The 21658-nt window shown below is 41.5% G+C and carries 13 protein-coding genes and 1 tRNA gene; 6 read left to right on the top strand and 8 right to left on the bottom strand.

From position 1 onward, the window contains the following. The first annotated feature begins 442 nt into the window (after positions 1-442). The 6 genes from MKO06_RS06585 (at position 443) to MKO06_RS06560 (ending at position 7766) form a co-directional block, all read left to right on the top strand. A complete protein-coding gene (locus tag MKO06_RS06585; protein WP_241549956.1) occupies positions 443-2257 on the top strand; it encodes a sensor histidine kinase in 1815 nt (604 codons plus the stop codon). Then, the gene (locus tag MKO06_RS06580) at positions 2257-3000 is read left to right on the top strand and encodes a LytR/AlgR family response regulator transcription factor (protein ID WP_241549954.1); all 744 of its coding nucleotides are present in this window, start codon (positions 2257-2259) and stop codon (positions 2998-3000) included. Before MKO06_RS06585 ends, MKO06_RS06580 begins: the two co-directional genes overlap by 1 nt. Positions 3001-3285: 285 nt before the next feature. Further along, a complete protein-coding gene (locus MKO06_RS06575; protein ID WP_241549952.1) occupies positions 3286-4650 on the top strand; it encodes an MFS transporter in 1365 nt (454 codons plus the stop codon). Between the two features lie 157 nt (positions 4651-4807). Continuing rightward, positions 4808-5497 (top strand): response regulator transcription factor, encoded by a 690-nt coding sequence (locus tag MKO06_RS06570; RefSeq protein WP_241549950.1) that lies wholly within the window; start codon positions 4808-4810, stop codon positions 5495-5497. Then, on the top strand, positions 5494-6864 hold the full coding sequence (locus MKO06_RS06565) for a sensor histidine kinase (protein WP_241549948.1): 1371 nt from the start codon (positions 5494-5496) through the stop codon (positions 6862-6864). Before MKO06_RS06570 ends, MKO06_RS06565 begins: the two co-directional genes overlap by 4 nt. Before the next feature lie 71 nt (positions 6865-6935). Continuing rightward, the gene (locus tag MKO06_RS06560; protein WP_241549947.1) at positions 6936-7766 is read left to right on the top strand and encodes an HAEPLYID family protein; all 831 of its coding nucleotides are present in this window, start codon (positions 6936-6938) and stop codon (positions 7764-7766) included. Between the two features lie 57 nt (positions 7767-7823). Here the strand turns inward: MKO06_RS06560 and MKO06_RS06555 are convergent, their stop codons facing one another. The 8 genes from MKO06_RS06555 to MKO06_RS06520 all read right to left on the bottom strand — a co-directional run bounded on the left by MKO06_RS06555 (position 7824) and on the right by MKO06_RS06520 (position 21642). Next, positions 7824-10214: a glycoside hydrolase family 31 protein gene (locus MKO06_RS06555; RefSeq protein ID WP_241549945.1), complete on the bottom strand. Its 2391-nt coding sequence runs from the start codon at positions 10212-10214 to the stop codon at positions 7824-7826. Between the two features lie 98 nt (positions 10215-10312). Then, the gene (gene galB, locus MKO06_RS06550) at positions 10313-12631 is read right to left on the bottom strand and encodes a beta-galactosidase GalB (RefSeq protein ID WP_482155874.1); all 2319 of its coding nucleotides are present in this window, start codon (positions 12629-12631) and stop codon (positions 10313-10315) included. A 189-nt stretch (positions 12632-12820) separates the two neighbouring features. After that, entirely contained in the window at positions 12821-14338 is a 1518-nt protein-coding gene (locus MKO06_RS06545) for a TolB family protein (protein WP_241549941.1), read from the bottom strand. Positions 14339-14731: 393 nt separating this feature from the next. Further along, a tRNA-Asp gene (locus MKO06_RS06540) sits at positions 14732-14805 on the bottom strand. A 108-nt stretch (positions 14806-14913) separates the two neighbouring features. Then, positions 14914-15843: a DUF58 domain-containing protein gene (locus MKO06_RS06535; protein ID WP_241549939.1), complete on the bottom strand. Its 930-nt coding sequence runs from the start codon at positions 15841-15843 to the stop codon at positions 14914-14916. An 81-nt stretch (positions 15844-15924) separates the two neighbouring features. Beyond that, positions 15925-16242: a thioredoxin gene (trxA, locus tag MKO06_RS06530; RefSeq protein WP_241549937.1), complete on the bottom strand. Its 318-nt coding sequence runs from the start codon at positions 16240-16242 to the stop codon at positions 15925-15927. Positions 16243-16522: 280 nt separating this feature from the next. After that, positions 16523-20908, bottom strand: a complete 4386-nt coding sequence (gene dnaE, locus MKO06_RS06525) for a DNA polymerase III subunit alpha (RefSeq protein ID WP_241549934.1) — start codon at positions 20906-20908, stop codon at positions 16523-16525. 287 nt (positions 20909-21195) lie between these two features. Then, complete coding sequence (locus tag MKO06_RS06520) at positions 21196-21642, bottom strand: ferritin-like domain-containing protein (RefSeq protein WP_241549930.1); 447 nt, start codon at positions 21640-21642, stop codon at positions 21196-21198. Positions 21643-21658 lie beyond the last annotated feature (16 nt).

Below are 21658 nucleotides of genomic sequence, written 5' to 3'. Positions count from 1 at the left end.
ACTAGTTATATAGACTTAATTGAAACAAAAGATCCCCATGCTCTATTCTGAAATTATTTTTGAAAAAGTGTTTCCAGGTGAAATACCGAACCAAATAAGTTACCGCCATAATTAGAAAGATATACTTGTTGCCAATTCAAAAACCGAATCGGAAATTATTTTCTTCAGTATTTAGTTTGATTATATAAGTCATCCAATTCCTTCAATTTTAAAAGATAATTGGAATAATCTTCCCTCTTTACCGAAATATGAGATGATCTTACGGAACACTTTCTCATTTTATCTCTTATCTTCTAAAAACCAGCTATTTATACTATTCAATTTCAGTATATTTAAGTCTAACACTTTAGTAAGTAGTATTTGTCTAATGCAAAGGATCATTTATTTATTCTTACTGATTTTTTCAATATATGGATTTGGCTATTCTCAAATAGCTGCAGATATGAAGCAGCTACAATCAAGTCAATCCATAGATTCAAGCTTAACATGGATGCAGGCCAATATCACCAGTGATGCCAACCTGGACAGATTTCTGGATTTTGGATTAGCTACTCTAAAAAGAGCCCGATCCACTCAAAACGACACTTTAATTGCACAGGTACATGAAGCAATGGCCGGCTGGCATGCCTATAACGGACTTTTCCCTCCAGATTCGGTAGTTTACCATGCCGAGCTTGCTCTTTCCTATTATCAAAAAGCAAATAATAAAAAAAAGATCGCCGACACCTACAGGTCACTGGCTATCGATTATTTAAATACCGGCGAGCTGGATAAAGCCCAGGAGGTACTGTTCAAATCCATCGAACTTTATGAGGAGCTCAAGGATGACGGCGGCCTGGGAAGTGCCTATCGAACTCTTGGAACCCTGTACCGGGTAATGGAAGACTATGATAAATCTGTTGAATATACTCAGAAGGCGCTTCCGTATTTGGAAAAGGCTGAAAATTATAGTGAACTGGCCATTTCTCAATTTAACCTGATAATCGGTTACGGAAAACTAGGAGACTATCAAAAAGCCTATGCTGCCACAGAACGTTGCCTGGAGATCGTACGAACCAAAGCGCCGGAAGAGATCTTTATCCCGGTGAGAGCCTATTCATACCGGGGTGAGGTTTACGTTAAAGCCGGCGATTATGCTAAAGCACTGGATGATTACCTGATGGCCTGGGAATTGTGCAAACAGCATGTAGGTGAAGAACGCTGTACCACTTATAGAACCGAAATTGGCCAGATATACCTGCTTCAGGGCAACTACGAACAGGCCCGGGAGCATCTCCTGGCCGGTGTTGAGGCCTATGAAGAGAAAGGCCAGGCGGGGCTCGTTCAGCCATATTTAGATCTTTCCGAGGCCTATGCTCAACTGGGTGATTTTGAGAACGCACTGGAATATCGCGAAAAGGCCTATACCAATAATACCAATATGCTGGAGGGAAAGATCGAAAATATCGAATCTGAAATGGCCATTAAGTACGAAACTGAAAAAAAGGATGAAGCCCTGGCAGCCCAGGCGACCCTGCTGGATCAGAAAAGCAAGACCCAGACCCTGTTTATCGTGATCGCCTGTCTTTTATTCGTCTTTTTATTATCCCTTCTCTATTTCTTCCAGAAAAGTAAAAAAGCCACGAGGATCATTCGCGCTAAAAATGCTGAAAATGAACTCCTCCTTAAAGAAATACACCATCGCGTAAAGAACAACCTCGAAATGGTAAAAAGCCTTATCGCACTTCAATCGGCTCAAATTGAAGATCCAGCAACCAAGGATGCCATGATCGCAAGTCAGAACCGTGTACAGTCAATGGGCATCATCCATCAAAAATTGTATCAGGGCACCAGCCTGGGAAGCATTGAAATGAAGGATTACTTCATCAATTTAAGCGAAGGTATCCTTGACACTTTTAATGCTGAAGACCGAATCAGGATAGAATGTGCTATGGACAATCTCGACCTGGATGTAGATACAGCAGTTCCCATAGGCCTTATCGTGAACGAATTACTAACCAACGCACTGAAATATGCTTTTCCAGATCAGCAAAAAGGGGTCATTAAGCTAAGCCTGGAAAAGGATGAACAGGAGAACCTGAAATTGCTGGTAAGGGATAACGGAATTGGAAAAACCGAAGGCCTGGCGCCAAAGGGAACCGGGTTTGGTTCTCAATTGGTAAAACTCTTAACCAGGCAGCTAAACGGGAAAATGATAGAACGAAATGAGGAAGGAACCTATGTTGAATTTGACTTTTTAATCAGAAAGACTGCCTGATGAGTGAGAAGATCAAAATACTTATAGTTGAAGATGAGATGGTCATCGCTGCCAATATTTCTCTTCAATTAACCGAATTGGGATACGAGGTAACCGCGATCGTGCCCAGGGGTGAAGAGGCTCTAACCCAGATTGAATCTGAACTTCCCGATATTCTATTGCTCGACATTAATTTAAAAGGAGAACTGGACGGAATTGAAACTGCATTGAAAATGCAAAAGACCCATGATATCCCAATAATCTACCTCACCGCAAATTCTGATGACGCGCATTTCCAAAGGGCAAAAGAAACCCATCCCTATGCGTTTATTGCCAAACCCTTTAAAAAACTCGACCTCCAACGGGCCATAGAATTAACAATGTCACAGGCAGAAATGAAGGTGAAAAATAATAAAAAGCCCAGGCAGGAGCAAGAAGAGATCTCTATCCTCGAGGATGCCATTTTTGTAAGACATTCTACTTCGATGGTAAAAGTTAGTATTGCAGATATACTATACATTGAAGCCGAAAGAAATTACTGCCGGATCTTTACCAGCAATAAAGAACATCTGCTGGTGATCACCCTGAAGGAAATGGATAAAAAACTGCCCGCAAAACATTTTATGCGAATCCATAGGTCCTATATAATAAATATTTCCAAGATACAGGAAGTAGCCACAACCCATATCGTGATTGGAAGGAAAGCGATCCCGATAGGTAAATCCTTAAAGAAGGAATTACTCAAAAGACTGCAAACCATATAGTTAACCGCTAAAAATTAAGCTTTACCCGGACAACCTTACACTGCTTTCGTCCTAATCCGGTTCGTACACAGCCGATTAATCCCTTAATTAGCCAGGTATTTAAATACATTTTCATCGATCATCACAATTTAAGGTCGGGGCGTACCAGAGGCCAGCACCCGATAAGTTTCATCAAAATTTAATGGGTCATTCATATCAATCTAAAGCAGACCTCTAGTCATGGAACCTTAAGGTTCTTTCACTCCCCGACTATATTTTTCAGAATCGTACTTCAAATTTTAGCATATGAAGAAGAAAATTCGAAGGATAAAAGAAGCTCAAACCAGAAGCCTAAGCGATAATTCGAGGGCGCGTTACTTTACATTTTCAGCGCTATACACAGCGCAGGGTATTCCAGAAGGCATTACTTATTTTGCCCTTCCCGCCTGGCTGGCGATGAATGGCAGGTCGGCTCTTGAAATTGCTTCCCTGGTGAGTGTCATGTTAATTCCATGGAGTTTTAAAATTATAATCGCTCCTTTAATGGATAGGTTCACTTATTTATCGATGGGCCGTAAACGTCCCTGGGTGATATTCGGCCAGCTAGGCCTTATTCTTAGTTTTCTTTTTCTTGGAATGGTGGAAGATCCACTTAATAACCTTAGTGGATTAATGATGGTCGGTTTCCTGGTAAATTTCTTTGGAGCCTTCCAGGATGTGGCTACAGACGGCATGGCTGTAGAAGTGATTCCGGCGAAAGAACAGGCCCGGGCCAACGGCCTCATGTGGGGCTCTAAAACAGTAGGAATTTCAGCCTCCCTGATCATCGGGACCTGGCTAATCAACAATATCGGTTTTAGCCTGGCGGTTTCTTCATTATCCATAGTAGTTGCCTGTATCATGATTTCCCCCATATACTTCAGGGAACGACAAGGTGAAAAAATGCTTCCATGGACCAGGGGTAAGATTTCCAGGCATTCGAAAATGATACAGGTGAAAAGCTGGGGCAGGATTCTTAAAAATCTTTATCGAGTTGTGGTCCTAAAGTCCAGCCTTATTTTATGCCTTGGAATTTTTTTACTGGGCATCATGTTCGGACTGGTAGATACACTGCTTCCAATATTCAGCATCCAGGAATTAGGCTGGGATAATTCTCATTTTTCAAACATTCTGTCCATCACTACCGTAATTGGCGGAGTCTTAGGAATGTTACTCGGTGGTTATCTTGTAGATTATTTTGGTAAGATCAAAATGCTGAGTATTTACCTGATTTTTACAACCAGCCTGATCACGTCTTTTGCTTTCATGACCAATCTTTGGTCAAGCAGCATTGTGGCAATAGCCTTTATTTTATCCTACTATACGCTTTATACTTTTTTGTGTATTGGCATTTTTGCCTCGGCCATGCACCTGTGCTGGAAAACGGTAGCAGCGACCCAGTTCACTTTATATATGGCCTTATCGAATATGGGAAGAGCAATTGGAGCTGGTTTACTTGGCGTATTAAAGATGCATTTTAACTGGGAAATGATTTTTATATGTATAGCTCTCATACCCTTTTTAATTATCTTCATTATTCAACTTATTAAATTCAGCAAACATAGGAAGAGGGTAAAAAGCTTTGATACGGTTCCATATACTTTGGCCACTCCGCCTGTTATAAAAAACTGAAAAAATAACCCCGATGCGAATGCGGAGATTTTGAATAAAGATTTAGTTTTGATTAATTCATCCTTCCCTCCTTACAGCCTTTCCTAAATTATTATGCATTTAGAATTTTAATGCCATTTTAATCTTTACAATAAGATAATTTTACAATTTTAGGCTTATGAATATTTTATTAGTTGAAGATGAGCCAAATGTGGCATCCCTCCTGCACAGGTGTTTATCTGAGGATAACCATAAAATAGGGATTGCCACAAATGGCAAAATGGGCTTAGACGCTGCACTGTCCAATAACTATGATCTTATCCTTTTGGATATCATGCTTCCAGAGCTATCAGGATTAGAGGTTCTAGAACAACTTCAACTTAATAAGAATACGACTCCGGTAATTTTATTAACTGCATTAAATACCACAGAAATGCTGGTAAAGGGATTAAATATGGGAGCCGATGATTATATTGTTAAGCCCTTTAAGATAGAGGAAATCAAAGCCAGGATTAACGCCCTTAAGCGTCGCCTGGATAAACGCAACACAGATCACGATCATAAATCTGCTAAAACTCTTGGATTTCAAAACCTGAGCCTTAATGACAGAGAAAAAAAAGTGTACAGGGCTAATACCGAAATAAAACTTACCGCGACAGAATTTAAATTACTTAAATACTTACTTGAAAATAAAGACCGGGTTCTGTCAAGGGAAAATATTCTCGAAAAAGTTTGGGGGGTAGATTACGATTTAGGCACCAACGTGGTAGATGTGTATATTAATTACCTTAGGAAGAAAATCAACGATACTCCCGATAATCGAATAATCCATACCATTATTGGGATGGGATACGTAATTAGATCTTGAAGTTAAAATTTAAAATAGCGGCAACATTCTCCTTAATATGCACCGGGATCATTGCCTTAGTTGCGATATTTATTTATTTCCTGGTAGCCGCAAATATGCAGCAACAATTCAATAAAAGACTTCTTGATCGCGCTTATATCGCGGCAGAAATTTCGTTGGAGGAAGATGAACTAAGTGAAACCAAATATCAACGTTTAACGCTACAACACTTTAAATCACTCCCGGGAGAGAACGAGACTTTTTTTAAACTAAACAATAATAGAATCGATAATGAAGCCTTTGATTACCCAGGTTTTAATGAAGAAGTATTTCAAAAAACTTTAGAGAATACCCATACTTTTTTTAAGACTGATGGCAAACCGGCTACCGCTATATATTATAAAGATAACCAGGGAGATTTCATCATAATTCTTAGTGCAGAAGACATAGAAGGAACACAGCAGTTAGGCTTTCTAATTAGAACACTTTCCATAATCGTCCTGATAAGTCTCATCTTAATACTCGTGGTTTCTCTGATTTTTGCAGAAATAATCCTAAAACCTATAAGATCAATCATAAACAAGGCAGAAACAATAAGCGCCAGTAACCTTAATTTACGTCTCAAGGAGCCCGGAGGAAAGGATGAAATTTCAAGATTAGCGAAAACATTCAATAAAATGCTTTCGCGTATTCAAACAGCCTTCAACTCCCAAAAACAATTCATTCACAATGCTTCCCACGAGCTAAGAACCCCTTTAACCGTTATTCTTGGAGAATCTGAATATGTTCTTCAGAGAGAAAAGAGTGAGTCTCATAATTCCATTAAAAAAATTCACCAGCAAGCCGAACATTTAAATGAACTTTTAACCAGTCTTCTGCAACTCTCGGATGTTCATGAAACAAGGCCTGAGGAAAATTTTCTTGTTTTCAGGGTTGACGAGCTCGTGCAACGAATTGCCATTACTGCCAACGATTTACAAAAACAAAACCGCGTAAGACTCGAATATCAGAATTCTGCAGACCTTAGGGAAGATTCGTTTGAGATACTTGGTAATATCCTTTGGATTGAAATTGCACTTACCAATATTATAAATAATGCATTAAAATACTCATTTGAAGAAACAGTGGTTATTCGACTAAAATCAACAATTAAAACTACCATAATTGAGGTCACGGACGCGGGTATAGGAATAGTTTCAACCGAAATGGAAGAAGTTTTCACCACTTTCTTTCGGGGTGAAAATGCTAAATCACAAAAAGGCTACGGAATTGGCCTGGCCCTGGCTCACAATATTATTCAACTGCACAAGGGAGAAATTAACATTTCTTCTCAAGAACATAAAGGCACTTCAGTTAAGATTATATTGCCAAATGCCTCCCGGTTCTAATCGCATTTTAATCTGTATTTAAAAAGATTTTAATTCCGGCATAGCTTCTTTGCTTAAAATCTATCGATCACATGAAGAAGCTATTTTTATTGCCATTCACCATAGGCTGTTTTTTATTCTTAACAAATCCTATACAGTCACAGGAAGCTACAGAAAAAGAGCTTCCTCTAAAATTACAACATGCTGAACCTCTTTATATCGATCTTATAAGGGATTTAGGCGCGAGGAAAGGAGAACGAGAATGGAACATTGGAGCCGGAATTACCGATAACCTTGATTTTGATGCCTACGAATTCCTGGTGGAATATGAATGGGCCGTGGCAGACAGGCTTGGCCTTGAAGTTGAAATCCCCGTTACCCTCTTTAGCCGAAATTCACTGAATCGCAATGGGACCACGAGACCAAATGACCGCATTGAAAGCCTTAAACTTGCGGGGCAGTATACTTTTCTAGTATCAGAAAAATGGCAAACCTCTCTCGCTATTGGTACGATAACAGAATTAGAATTTACAGATTTAAACTCCATGCAGTTTAATAATCTATCCCAGGGTGTGCTGGTAAATCCGTTCTTTATAGCCGCCAAACGTTTTACCAACGAGTGGCATGGACTCATTTATACCGGCCCAAGATTCTTTTCTGGTTGGGGCGGCCACGACGATTATACAGCTTACGAAATTAACAGTAACCTGCATTATATGATCCCCGGAACCGGAAATTTTATTGGCCTGGAAGTCAATCAACTCATTAAAGATGGTAAACTAAATACTGTTCTACGGCCACAAATGCGGTTGGAAATTAAAAACTCTCTTAAGATAGGAATAGTACCCGGAATTTCATTAAACCGGGATGAAGAACGATTCAGTTCATTTTTAAGGCTTATTTATGAACCGCAAGTTCATTAATGCAGACCATAATAGAACAGAACCTGCAGCCATCCTACAGTTTAATACTTATTTATTCTATTGAACATTGAAATCAACCTTTGAACTATAAGGATTGATTTGAATGCTGAACCTGCCATTTTCTCTTGAAAGCTCGATGGTTTCAACCTTTTCGCTATCTGGGAGGTAGATCTGAGCTTTGGCCGAATTTGTATCATCTGAAGCATACACCTTCAAATCCAGCTCACTCCAATCCATATCTTTCGTAGACTGAGCTAATTCGATATGAGGAATTACACTTCCATCTTTTACCAATACCACAATAGGGATCTCACCGGCTTCTATCTTATGCCATCCACCCTGGTATTCTTTATTGGTTTGATAGTCGATCCAGGTACCCGGCGGTAAGTATACATGGCGTCCAGTTACCTCTTCAAACAATGGAGCAACCAGCATATCTGAGCCAAACAGGTACTGATCATCCACCAGCCATGAGCCGGGATCATCCGGATATTCCACGAACATGGCTCGAAGCATTGGGAGGCCATTTTCTGAAGATAATTTGGCCTGAGCATAGATGTACGGCATCAGGCGGTAACGCATGTTATCGGCCTTTCGGAAATCCTCCAGGAATCCTTCGCTGAATTCCCAGGGTTCAGTAGGCGGTTCCCCATGGCTACGAACGTGAGAAGTAAGCATTCCAAATGGCGTCCATCTTCGGTAAACATCCTCTGGGGAAGCAGTGGTAAAACCTCCCACATCATGACTCCAGAAACTAAAGCCGCTAAGTCCCAAAGATAGTCCGCCGCGCAATGTGGCTGACATGGCCGTATTGGAGGTTGCCGCATCACCACCCCAGTGCAACGGATAACGCTGACTCCCGGCCCAGGTACTTCTCGCCCAGATAAGGCTGTAGCCTTTCACTTCTTTTGTGATCTCTGCTACGGTTTTATTATATCTCAATGGGTACAGGTTATGCTCATAAAATCCCGTTCTGCCGGAATGGTAAATTCCGCTGGCAGGCGCCGCTTCTCCAAAATCTACCTTAAAGACCCCAACTCCCTGCTCGAACAATTTCTTCAGTTTATCTTGATACCATTCAACGGTTTCAGGATTGGAGAAATCCAGTACGGCATCTTCGTAAGGAATGTTACCTTTTTTATCCTTAACGGCATATCCATTCTCCACAATTTCGTCAAATAAGGAATTCTTAGGTGTAAAATATGGTAACTGCCAAAGGGAAACATGAAAACCATCCTCTTTGAGATCGGCCATCATATCTACCGGATCGTCGAACCTGTCCTCAGCAAACTCATAATTGTTACGCCAGTCCACATCGAACCAGCCGGTATCAAAATGGATGACATCACTCGGAATTTCATATTTTCTTAAGTTCCTGGCTATTTCGCGCCCTTCTTCTTCAGAAAAATAAGTGATCCTGCTCATCCAGAAGCCAAAGGACCAGAGCGGTGGCATTTCGGCTTTTCCTGTTAGATCGGTATATTCATCCAGGATGTGCTTCGGCTCACCAAGAAAAATAAAAAGATCGGCCTCGTCATCCCCTATATACATGGAGTTTGCTGCATTGAAATACTTCCCAAAATCCACCGATATCGGAGAAGAAGTATGCATAAAAACGCCATATCCACGGCTACTCATATAGAAAGGAATTGGCTTGTACATAGTTTCATTCTGAACGCCGTTGGCATCATCGGTCCATAAGACCACCTTCTGCCCGCGCTTGTTAAACTGGGTAAAAGATTCTCCCAGGCCAAAGATCTTTTCATCTGGAGACAGTGAAAAAACCGCGTCCATACTCTTGGAATAGTCATCGGCCCTGCGCACGAATGAGAATGGAGTAACCGGGGTATAGGTATTAGAAAAATCACTTAAATGTTGTGTACTGGTAAGCATTTTGCCTTCAGCATCGAAAAATGAGACCTTCCAGGGCTTTTCCTGAATGGTCACAGACCCATTGGAATTGGAGTATTTATGCCCTCCTTCAATTTTACTATACTTCCAGGAAGATCGGTTTGTAGGCGCCTTTCCGTCGACCAGCATAAGAGAAGGCTCTTCTTTTCTGAACTGGGGACCCGAAGTCATTTTCAGCCTGATGGTTCTATCTGATACAAACTGAAGCGAAAATGGCAATTCCGGCTGTGCAGCATATTCTGTGGAAGGAAATTCATTAGCCCCTGCCGGGCTAAGCCTGCTTAACATATTGTTGAAGGCCTGGCTAGTGGAAAAATTATGCCTGATGTATTTGATCGTTCCTTTTCCCGTTTCGGGATCAAAATCAACCAGCTCATCAGCCAGATAATAGGTGTTTCGATAATCTTCAAAATCCTTGCTAATGTCTGGCGGTTCATTCAGAACATTATTGTTTTGAAGTTGGGCATTCAATGGAAGAAGGCTTCCAAGACAGCAAATAAGAACGAATAAAAGAGAGGTCTCCTTATATATTTTCATCTCAGTGGTTTTTATAAAATTCGGAATTACTTGTGAAATTATATTTCCTATATAATTAGTTTATGACTAATTCATATTCAGCTGTAACTCCAGATCATTTATTTTGTAGTTATACTAATAGTATTTGTTTTTAATCCCTCACCCGAAACTGTAAGCTCTATGGCTCCGGCATTTTTATTCGCCTGAACGATGGCCAGGCATTTTCCATTCAGGGCCTTATGGGTTTTTCCCTTAAAAGATTCATGATTTGCAGGGTCTCCACTGGCCACTCCAACGATCTTCCCTTCTCCCTCCACCGAAAAGTTTAACTGATTTTTAGCTCTTGGAACAAGATTCCCCTTGTCGTCTACTATTTCTACTTTTATAAAGGAAAGGTCCTTGCCATCAGCATTGATGGTTTCCCGGTCTGGAGTTAATTTCAGGCCGAAAGCTTCCCCGGCAGTATGAACTTCTTTTTCCAGGACAATCTTACCAGCCTTTCTGGAAACAGCTTTTAAAGTGCCGGCCTCAATCGGAATTCGCCACATCACGTGAAGCTCATCTCCTTGTTTTTTTCTTATTCCCTGGGATTTGCCATTTACGAATAATTCAACCTCATCGGCATTGTTATAATAGGCCCATACATCTACGCTTTGCCCGTTTTCCCAGTTCCAGTGTGGAAGTAGATGCAGCACATCCTTATCTGTCCATTCGCTCTGGTACATATAATAGACATCCTTAGGAAAACCAGCCAGGTCTACCACCCCAAAATAGGAGCTTCTTGATGGCCATGTATAGGGAGTGGGTTCCCCTATATAATCGAATCCGGTCCAGATGAACATTCCGGATAGAAAATCATGCTTTTTAATGATCTTCCAGGTAGTTTCATGCAAGGATCCCCATGGTACCCTTACCTGGTCGAAGGCTGAAATGGTATGATCAGGATTTCCGCCATCAAACGGGATGTCCCATCTAACCGGCCAGATCTTCAGGGTATCTGAAGGAAATTCATAATATCCCCTGGTTTGTAATCCCGAAGTTGTTTCTGTAGCTATAAAGGGAGTTTCCGGGAAATTTTTTTGATGATGCTCATAGGTTTGATGCGCATAATTGTACCCGATTATATCCAGTACACCGGAAGCCGCAACAGGATTCAAGCTAACTTTTGCAGTATCAAACTGAGTCGTAACATTGGCATCGGGCATGTTCACCGGTGGATTCATGGCCACAGTAATTGGCCTGGTAGTGTCCAGTTCTCTTACGATGGCTTTTAATTCCCTGGCCGTTCTAACTCCCTGCTCCTTCCATTGTTCCTGGATCTCGTTCCCGATGCTCCAAATAATGATACTTGGGTGATTCCGGTCGCGAATTATGAAATCTTCCAGGTCTTTCTTATGCCACTCATTCCAATAATTCGCATAATCGTATTTGGTTTTGGTATTGTTCCACATATCATAAGACTCGTCCATCACGACAAAACCCATTCTGTCACAAAGATCCAGTAGTTCTGGCGTTGGCGGGTTATGAGCGGTTCGTATTCCATTCACACCCATGTCTTTCATGATCTCCAGCTGTCTTTCAATAGCCCTGGTATTAACAGCAGCTCCCAAAGGACCAAGATCGTGATGAAGGCAAACTCCCTTGATCTTTAACTGTTCGCCGTTCAAAATAAAACCTTTGTCAAGGTCGAATTCAAAAGTTCGTATTCCGAAAGGAGTTTTATAAGAATCTACCAGCTCACCATCTATGATTATATTAGTTTTTGCTGTATACATATTTGGTGTGTCTATAGACCATAATTGCGGGGTTTCAATAGTTATTCTCTGCTGAATGTTTTTGATGGAATTAGCTTCGAAACTGAAATTTTCCTCTGTGGAAGAAATCTCAGCTTCATTAAAAAGAATGCTGGTTTCAATCGTAGCTGTCTTTGAAACCGGATATTCATTCTCAATCATTGACTCTATGGAAATTGCAGCGCTATCTTCAGAAACTATTGGAGTGGTCACAAAAGACCCCCAATTGGCGACATGCAGTTTATTGGTTGTATTAAGCCAGACATGCCTGTAAATTCCAGATCCTGAGTACCACCTGGAGTTAGGTTGTTTTGAATTATCGACTTTTACGAGGATCTCGTTTTCCTGTCCGTCATATTTCAGGTAAGGAGTTAAATCGTAATCAAAAGAAATATATCCGTTAGGTCGTTTTCCAAGATACTCACCATTCACCCAAACCTCGCTATCCATATAAACTCCGTCAAACTGAATGGAAGTAAGTTTTGAAGAATCCTGGATTTTAAAGGTTTTTTTATACCAGCCCATGCCACCGGGAAGATAACCTCCACCCAGGCCAGCCGGATGATCCTGCTCAAATTCCCCTTCTATGCTCCAGTCATGAGGCAGGTCTAATTCTCTCCAGTTTTCAGAATTGACAGCAGCCACAGAATCTCCTAAAAAGAATTGCCAGTTTTCATCAAAAGATTGAATCCTGGAAAATTGACCAAAGTCTTGCGAAACTGAATTACACGCATTTATAACTAAAAGTGACAGCAGAAGTATGCCTGTTTTATGTAGGGTAAATTTGCCCAATATCAAAATTGCTTTAGTTAAGAATCAAAACGATCAAAATTTCTACTCTTTTCGAGAACCCGAATTACTTACAAAGGCAAAATGTTTGCTATCTGGTGACCAGGAAGGCACATTTATGGTTCCCTGGCCTCCGTAAAGATATGCGATAACCCTGGGTGCCCCTCCATCTGCTGGAATAATATTAAGAGTAACTCTTTTAAATGAGGGATGATCGTTCACGGGAATTTCGGCAGGAAATGAAATATAAGCGATCCATTTCCCATCGGGAGAAATATGCGGAAACCAGTCATTATTAGCGTCAAAGGTGATCTGCTCTTTATCAGATCCGTCAGGTTTCATTCTCCAGATCTGCATGCTTCCTGAAGCACTCCCATTATAATAGATGTATTTACCATCTGGTGAATATTCACATCCATCAACATGTTCATTTTCTTTAGTGTTTGTCAGCTTTACCTCCTCACCTCCGTTGATATCCTTTTTATAAATATCGTAGGTAGGATCGCCATCCCTGGTAGCGACATATACAACTTCCCGGTTATTAGGTGCCCATCCATGCCAGTAGGAAGGCGTTTTTTCGGTTACCCTTTGAGGTTCGCCACCTGCTAATGGGAGAACGTAAACTGCAGAGCCTTCACCCTGCGGACTATGACTTATAGCAAGCATTTCTCCATTGAAGGAAATACCATGATCGTTGTTCAGGTTATCTGCAAAGCCAGTATTCAATTTTGAAGGCTTACCTCCTGCAACGGGAATAGTATATAAAGATCCATCCATATTGAATAAAAGCTCTTCACCATTGGGCATCCAGTTAGGAGCCTCAAACCGGTCATCTTTTGTAAAAATAACTTTCCTGTTACCGGTCTCGATATCAATGGTCTCTAATCTACATCCTAACCAACCCTGTTCATAAGGGTTATACGTATCTGAAACAGGTTTGTCTATTCGAACATTCCAGGCCGAGGCCTGTTCAGTCAATTCAGGATTATGAGAATTTATAAAAAGACCTACCAGGACTTTTCCGCTAAGGTTTTCTAATTCGCGTGTTCCGATCTTTTGTAGAGGTTCACCCCAATGAGCCGCCCGCATGATCAATTTTTTTCCAGTGCGTTCCAATTGGAGGGTTTGATAACTGTATTTTGGTGCCTTGATCTCATTAGATTCTGTCATGTCTTCTCCCAGGGCAGATCTCCATTGCATGGAAGTCAAACCATCACCATGCAATACAGCACTTACATGAGCGGCATTCTCATCATCAGACTCCCTTATCATTATTCCGGTTTTTCGATGAGGATCTCCACCCTCGTCCAGAAATCTAAAATTTGCAGTAATTATGAAATCTCCATCTTGTTCGTTGTATAAATAATTAAATTCATCGCTATCGAACCAGATATTATTTCCGGCTCCGCTTAACGTGTAGACCTGATTCTCTTCATCATAAACTGCAGAACCTTTTATAGCAGGCTCTCCTATATCTTTAATGTTTTGGAAAATTCCAGTATCGTTCTGGGCGAGGCTTAACTTAAAAAAACAGAATACAAAAATTAAATTGAAAATTCTCATTTATGGGATTTTGGAAACCTTAAGATAAGATAAATTAGCAAAAATTATCCTGGGTTACTTTTGAATACCATAATTGCTTCATTTTCTCAACCAGGCAAAAATATTTTGATTTGATGATGTGAATCCAGTACTGAAGATGAAGCTGAAAAGTTTCAATTTCCTGAATTGTAATTTTCAGGACACTAAAACAGCAGAGAATAACGGAAAGGTCTATAAAACAAAAAAGCCTTCTTCCATCAAATGGAAAAAAGCTTTTCATTGGTTAACCAAAATCCTCACAACACAGGATTATAACTCGGTTAACTACACGTCCCAGTCTCCTGAGACAAACAACACAACTAAATCTTAGTGCCAAAAAAAGCTCCCAGTTTCATAGGAGCTTTATTTGTTTTGCGGTCTGGACGAGACTCGAACTCGCGACCCCCTGCGTGACAGGCAGGTATTCTAACCAACTGAACTACCAGACCGTTGCTTTATTGCTTGCCTATCTTTTCTGTTAGGCGAGGGCAAATATACGCCCCTTTTTAGATTCACCAAACCTTTTTTTGAAATTTTTCAAGGGATTTTTTTCGATCCTATCCAAATTTTTGTTTTTCAAGCAAATAGGTCGTCATGATATTATCAAAATTTTTATTGATGTCTGCTTCCACATACTTAATTCGGTATTTTGCGCACTGCATTTTGAGATCCGAAAGAAAGGATTTCACCGCTTTCTTATAATTCTCACGAATATTTTCTGAATACAGGTCCACCTCAGCCCCGGTTTCCACATCGGTAAATCGCCTTGGAGTATTCTCAAAATCAAAATTCAGCTCCCGCTTTTCATCAAAAACATGAAAAAGGATCACTTCATGCCGGTTATATTTCAAATGTCTTAAAGCTTCAAATAATTTGTCCTCGTCGGCATCTGCCTGGAACATATCGGTAAAAAGGAAGATCAGGGACCGTCTCTTAAGCTTTTCTGCGATCTGGTGCAAAAACGTATAGGTATCTGTTGTCTTTTTTTTAGCACCTTGCTTCAGGATCCCATTCATCTTGTCCAATAACATATGGTGATGCCTTTCACTGGATTTTTCCGGCGCATAAAACTCGAATTCATCGCTGTAGATGCTGACACCTACCGCATCCCTTTGCCTCTTCAGGATCTCCATCAAACAGGCCGAGGCCAGCACCGAAAACCCGATCTTATTGAGCGAATTCAAACCCTGGGATCTCATTTTGGGGTAATGCATGGAGGCCGAATTATCCAAGATCAAATGACACCTTAAATTGGTCTCTTCCTCGTATCGGCGGGTATACAGCTTATCGGTCTTCGCGAATAGTTTCCAATCGATATGCCGGGTGCTTTCGCCCGAATTATAGATCTTATGCTCGGCAAATTCAGCAGAAAAGCCGTGAAACGGACTCTTATGCATGCCCGAAATATAACCTTCCACCACCTGCCTCGCCAGCAGGTCCAGGTTTAGGAAACCACCCGTTTCATGTAGCTCTTTTTCTATATTCATTCTAAGCCTTAAAGTAGCTATACTTTATGAATAAAAAAAGCCCCGCATTTAGCGAGGCCTCAATTTATATATAATCAGTTATTACAATAACTGGTCAATTGCATCTGCATAGGTTTGCTTAGGCGCAACACCTACCTGGCGACCTACAACCTCTCCGTTCTGAAATACCAGTACGGTTGGGATATTTCTTACACCATATTTAGCCGCGAATTCCTGGTTTGCGTCTACATCCAGCTTTCCTACAACAGCCTTCCCTTCATATTCCGAACTTAGTTCGTCAATGATCGGTCCAACCATTCTACAAGGTCCGCACCATGCAGCCCAAAAATCTACCATTACAGGCTTATCGCTTTTTAGCACCTGCTCTTCAAAATTCGCGTCAGTTATTTCTACAGCCATAATATGTTATTTTTCTGTGTTTTTAATTTGATTCGTAAAAGTAGTCAATAAAATAAATTTTCCTTACACCCCCAATATTTTATTTGACTATAAGCTTATTGTTAAGGCCTATTTGGGGGCCTTCCTCTCCGCTTCGCTCCAAGGAACCGGGCTTTCGGCACTACGCGGTAGCTCGCCTCAATCCCTGGCCCGAATTAAAAATTAAAACGTCAAGCTGAACTTGTTTCAGCTTCTCATCAATAGATCCTGGATCAAGTTCAGGATAACGATATAATAAGATCTAATTCAGCTTATACATAAATTGCTCCCGCTCCAGGCTTTCTATCAGTTCCTGGGAGATCCTAACCTTTTGCTTTCGGCTTGGCATATGCAGCTTCACCTGCTCTTTCATTTCATAGACCACAAAGTTAAGCCTGCTGTCGCCCTTGTGCATATCAAAGGTTTCCCTTAGCCATTCGATCTTCTCGTTCTTCAGGTCATCAATGTTCAGCTGAATGGTCAATTTCTTGGCATTCTTGTCCATCACATCATGCAACAGGTTAATATCCCTGAATTGTATTCGAGGCTCACCTTTTTTACCGGTATCCTTGTTAGTCCAGCCTTCCTTGACGAAGATCCGCATATGAATGAAGTTGTTCGGAACAAAGAAGTGCTTCATTTTCAAATACTCCTCCCCAAAGATCTTGAACTCATAGGATTCATCGTAATCTTCGACGGTAAAGATCGCCCATCCTTTCCCATTTTTGGAAGTTCTGTGTTGCACGTCTACCACCACGCAACCAATGGTTAGTTCTCGATTTACAATTGATTCAAGATCTCTGCAATCTGATAATTTCCCGTTACAGAAATAGTTCATCTCGATCTTGAAATCATCCAGCGGGTGACCCGAAATATAGATCCCAACTACCTCTTTCTCTCTTCGAAGCTTTTCCATGGTTCCCCATTCTTCGCAAGGCGGTACTTCTGGCTCCGGGATCTGAACATCACTGGCTTCACCAAAAAGGCTCACCTGCGATGAATTCTGGTTTTCCTGGAACTTCTGGGCATATTTCACCACCTTTTCCAGGAAGCTCATGCCGCTCCCATCATCATGGAAGTATTGTGCCCTGTGGGTTCCACCAAACCCATCGAATCCCCCGGCCAGGGCCAGGTTCTCGAATGCTTTTTTATTGGCTGCCCTCAGGTCTATTCTTTTAGCCATATCGAAAATAGATCGATACGGGCCTTCTTTTGTTTTCCTGTTCTCTACGATCGTGGCTACGGCTCCTGCGCCAACACCCTTGATCGCACCCATTCCAAACCGAACAGCGTTATCCTTGTTTACAGAAAATTTGTAATACGATTCATTTACATCGGGCCCGAGTACATTCAGCTTCATTCTCTTACATTCCTCCATAAAGAAAGTGACCTGCTTGATATCGTTCATATTATTCGAAAGCACCGCCGCCATATATTCCGCGGGATAATGCGCTTTTAAATAGGCCGTCTGGTAGGCGATCCATGCGTAACAGGTGGAGTGAGACTTGTTAAATGCATAGGAAGCAAAGGCTTCCCAGTCTTTCCAGATCTTCTCCAGAACTTCGGTTGGATGTCCTTTTTCCTCTCCACCACCAATGAATTTCGGTTTCAGTTCTGCAAGAAGTGCAGCGATCTTTTTACCCATGGCTTTACGAAGCATATCGGCTTCACCCTTGGTAAATCCAGCCAGTTTTTGTGACAGAAGCATCACCTGCTCCTGGTAGACCGTAATCCCGTAGGTTTCTTCCAGGTACTCTTCCATTTCGGGAAGGTCATAAGAGATCTCTTCCTCCCCATGTTTACGGGCGATGAAACTTGGAATATATTCCATAGGTCCAGGACGATATAGGGCATTCATGGCAATAAGGTCATCAAAAACGGTTGGTTTTAGCGACTGCATATGCTTCTGCATCCCGGGAGATTCGTACTGGAATATCCCTATCGTCTCCCCTCTCTGGAACAGCTTATAGGTTTCCTCGTCGTCCAGCGGAAAACTATCCGGGTCCAGGTCTATATTATGTCTTCCTTTTACAATTTTTACGGTATCCTTAATTAAGGTCAGTGTTTTAAGACCCAGGAAGTCCATTTTTAGTAGTCCCGCACTTTCCACGACCGAGTTATCGAACTGGGTCACATAAAGATCGGAATCCTTGGCAACCGATACCGGAACGTAATTGGTGATATCACCGGGGGTAATAATCACCCCACAGGCGTGTATCCCGGTATTTCGAACCGACCCCTCCAATACCCTGGCCTGGTTGATGGTCTCAGCCTCCAGGTCATCTCCTTCAGAAATATTGAAGAGCTCGTTAATTTTTTCAATTTCATCCCCACGGAATTTGGACTTGATGGTCTTATCGTCCATGGCGAAAAGCTTTCCAAGCTTGGTATTCGGAATAAGCTTCGCGATCCTGTCTGCCTCCATTAAAGGAAGGTCCAGTACCCTAGCTGTATCACGGATGGAAGATTTCGCAGCCATGGTTCCGTAGGTGATGATCTGCGCAACCTGGTTGGCTCCATATTTCTTGATCACATAATCCATAACCCGGCTTCGGCCCTCATCATCAAAGTCGATATCAATATCGGGCATACTTACACGATCCGGATTCAGAAACCTCTCAAAAAGCAGGTCGTACTTAATGGGATCGATATTGGTAATTCCAAGGCAGTAGGCCACCGCTGAACCGGCTGCCGATCCACGGCCCGGCCCAACCGAAACACCCATTTCACGAGCAGCTCGAATAAAGTCTTCCACGATCAGGAAGTAACCAGGGTAACCGGTGTTCTCAATTACTGATAATTCGAAATTGAGTCGTTCGGCAATATCATCGGTGATCTCGCCGTATCTATCTTTAGCACCTTCAAAAGTAATATGCTTCAAATAAGCATTTTCTCCTCTTTTTCCTCCATCGACCTTATCTTCTTCGCTCTGGAATTCTTCCGGAATTTCGAAAGCTGGAAGTAAAACGTCTCGCGCCAGTTCAAAAGGTTCGATCTTATCAACGATCTCCTGGATATTCGAAATCGCATCAGGCAGGTCCTTGAATAGCTTCTTCATTTCGTTACCAGACTTAAAGTAATACTCTGTATTAGGTAGTCCGTAACGATATCCTCTTCCTCGACCAATTGGAGTCGCCTGCTTTTCCCCGTCTTTTACACAAAGCAAAATATCGTGGGCATTGGCATCTTCCTGTTTCCAGTAATAGGTGTTATTGGTCGCTACTAATTTTATGTCATGTTTTTTGGAGAACTCAACGAGTACAGGATTAACCCTGTTCTCATCTTCCTGGTTATGACGCATGATCTCTATATACAGGTCCTCTCCAAATTCTTCTTTCCACCATAGCAAAGCCTCTTCGGCCTGCTTTTCACCAACATTCAGAATTTTACTTGGAACCTCTCCGTAAAGATTTCCGGTAAGGACGATCACATCCTCTTTATATTTTTTAATGACTTCCTTGTCTATACGTGGAACATAATAGAATCCATCTGTATAGGCCATGGAAGACATTTTCGCCAGGTTATGATAACCATTCTTATTCTTAGCGAGCATTACAACCTGGTAACCATTATCCTTTCGGCTTTTATCGGCGTGGTTCTCACAGACGAAAAATTCACATCCAACGATCGCTTTTAAAGGCTTCTTCAGATCTTCACCATTCTCCTCGGCAGTCGCGTTATGCTCCTTGATACTTTTATTATAGGTGCCAACTTCTTTCACAAAGTGAAAGGCTCCCATCATATTGGCATGATCGGTAAGGGCAACAGCACTCATATCTTCCTCGGCTGCCGCAGCAACAAGATCGGGAATACTTATGGTAGATTGTAATACCGAAAACTGGGAATGATTATGCAAATGGGCAAAAGGAACCTCGTCCAGCATTTCCAGGTTTTCCTGGATCTCTTCTTTTGAAATATCATCTGAAGGTTGTTGCTTTTCCAGCCTTGCCCTGATCTTATCGGAAGCTTTTTTCAGGTTGATATGCTTCAGACCTATTAGCTCGATCCGGTTTGGATTCTTCTCAGAAAAGTTCTCGAAATAATCGGCAGGTACGTCCAGCTCTTCAACAGTATAGATGCGCTGGCGAATAAGCTCCAAGAAACAACGCGTGGTTGCCTCAACATCGGCCGTTGCATTATGCGCTTCGGCAAAGGCTTCATCAAAAAGGAATTCATGAAGTTCCGTAAGAGTTGGCAATTTGAATTTTCCACCTCTACCACCAGGAATTTTACACAATTCCGCGGTTCTTTCGGTACAGGTATCCAGAACAGGCATTTCCTGAAGGTTGTTATCGAAATTCCTTCTATGGAATTCCGCACCCATAATATTCAGGTCAAAACCTACATTCTGGCCAACCACAAATTTGGATTTCTGTAGAGCGGTATTGAATTTTTCCAGAACATCGTCTAAAGGAATTCCCTGCTCCCTGGCAAGGTCGGTTGAAATTCCATGGATACGTTCAGAATCATAAGGAATATCAAAGCCATCTGGTTGCACCAGGTAATCCTGGCTTTCCACAAGCCTACCCATTTCATCATGTACCTGCCAGGCGATCTGTATACAGCGTGGCCAGTTATCTGAATCGGTTAAAGGGGCATCCCAGCGCTTGGGAAGTCCGGTGGTTTCAGTATCAAAAATAAGGTACATTCCTTTGTATTTTAAGCCTTTATGAAGAATAAAAAATGGTTTGCAAACTTAAACCATTCCGGCTAAAATAGGGAACTTTATGGCTGATTTAAAACATAGTTTTCAAGAATTATCAACCAAAAAAATAAGCCTCACAAAGATCTGATCAACAGATCGATGTGAGGCCTGATACGAACACTAAAAACTACTACTACTTCAATCAAACATTGCTCGCATCTGTATGTTCACATTCCTTCGATATCGTGTTCATTGGGGTGATTTCCCGAAAGATGTTATAGTAGTTAATCTTAAGCCTGATCTTCCAAAGCTTTCACTTCATTAAGAGCGGCAACTATTCCATTTTTTTGTTTTACAAGAACTTGTTTGGTAGATACGGGGATCTCCGATTCATTGATCACGTCCTCGTATTCCTCTACGGCTTTCTTCTCGCCTCGTACAGCTTCTTCAAGCACTGACTCATCTTTATCATTAGAGAGGCTGGCTTTGAGATTCATCCAGGAACGGTGAGCATCCGCAGCAAGACTCGAACCTTTGTCCGGAGTCTCTCCAAAATTTTTGATCTCAGACTTCAATTCATGTCCAAAATCATATCGCTCCTGCGCTCTTTGAGTGAAGAATCGCTTCAGATCTTCCCTTTTCACTTTCTCAGCGGCCAGTTTATAACCTTTTTCCGCATCATAATTCTTTTCTAATAATTCATTTAATTTTCCAGCAATTTTATCTGAATAACTCATAACAATTTTTGGTTTT

This window comes from Christiangramia oceanisediminis (assembly GCF_022570735.2).
In the GTDB taxonomy this organism is placed as follows: Bacteria; Bacteroidota; Bacteroidia; order Flavobacteriales; family Flavobacteriaceae; genus Christiangramia; species Christiangramia oceanisediminis.
Note: the sequence above shows the minus strand (reverse complement) of the source record. Positions and strands in the feature narration are given on the sequence as shown.

Excerpts from the sequence above, each read along its gene's own strand:
- MKO06_RS06585 (WP_241549956.1), top strand. The coding sequence starts at position 443 with ATGAAGCAGCTACAATCAAGTCAATCCATAGATTCAAGCTTAACATGG.
- MKO06_RS06545 (WP_241549941.1), bottom strand. The coding sequence starts at position 14,338 with ATGAGAATTTTCAATTTAATTTTTGTATTCTGTTTTTTTAAGTTAAGC.
- MKO06_RS06555 (WP_241549945.1), bottom strand. The coding sequence starts at position 10,214 with ATGAAAATATATAAGGAGACCTCTCTTTTATTCGTTCTTATTTGCTGT.
- MKO06_RS06570 (WP_241549950.1), top strand. The coding sequence starts at position 4,808 with ATGAATATTTTATTAGTTGAAGATGAGCCAAATGTGGCATCCCTCCTG.
- MKO06_RS06575 (WP_241549952.1), top strand. The coding sequence starts at position 3,286 with ATGAAGAAGAAAATTCGAAGGATAAAAGAAGCTCAAACCAGAAGCCTA.
- dnaE (WP_241549934.1), bottom strand. The coding sequence starts at position 20,908 with ATGTACCTTATTTTTGATACTGAAACCACCGGACTTCCCAAGCGCTGG.
- MKO06_RS06560 (WP_241549947.1), top strand. The coding sequence starts at position 6,936 with ATGAAGAAGCTATTTTTATTGCCATTCACCATAGGCTGTTTTTTATTC.
- MKO06_RS06580 (WP_241549954.1), top strand. The coding sequence starts at position 2,257 with ATGAGTGAGAAGATCAAAATACTTATAGTTGAAGATGAGATGGTCATC.
- trxA (WP_241549937.1), bottom strand. The coding sequence starts at position 16,242 with ATGGCTGTAGAAATAACTGACGCGAATTTTGAAGAGCAGGTGCTAAAA.
- MKO06_RS06520 (WP_241549930.1), bottom strand. The coding sequence starts at position 21,642 with ATGAGTTATTCAGATAAAATTGCTGGAAAATTAAATGAATTATTAGAA.
- MKO06_RS06535 (WP_241549939.1), bottom strand. The coding sequence starts at position 15,843 with ATGAATATAGAAAAAGAGCTACATGAAACGGGTGGTTTCCTAAACCTG.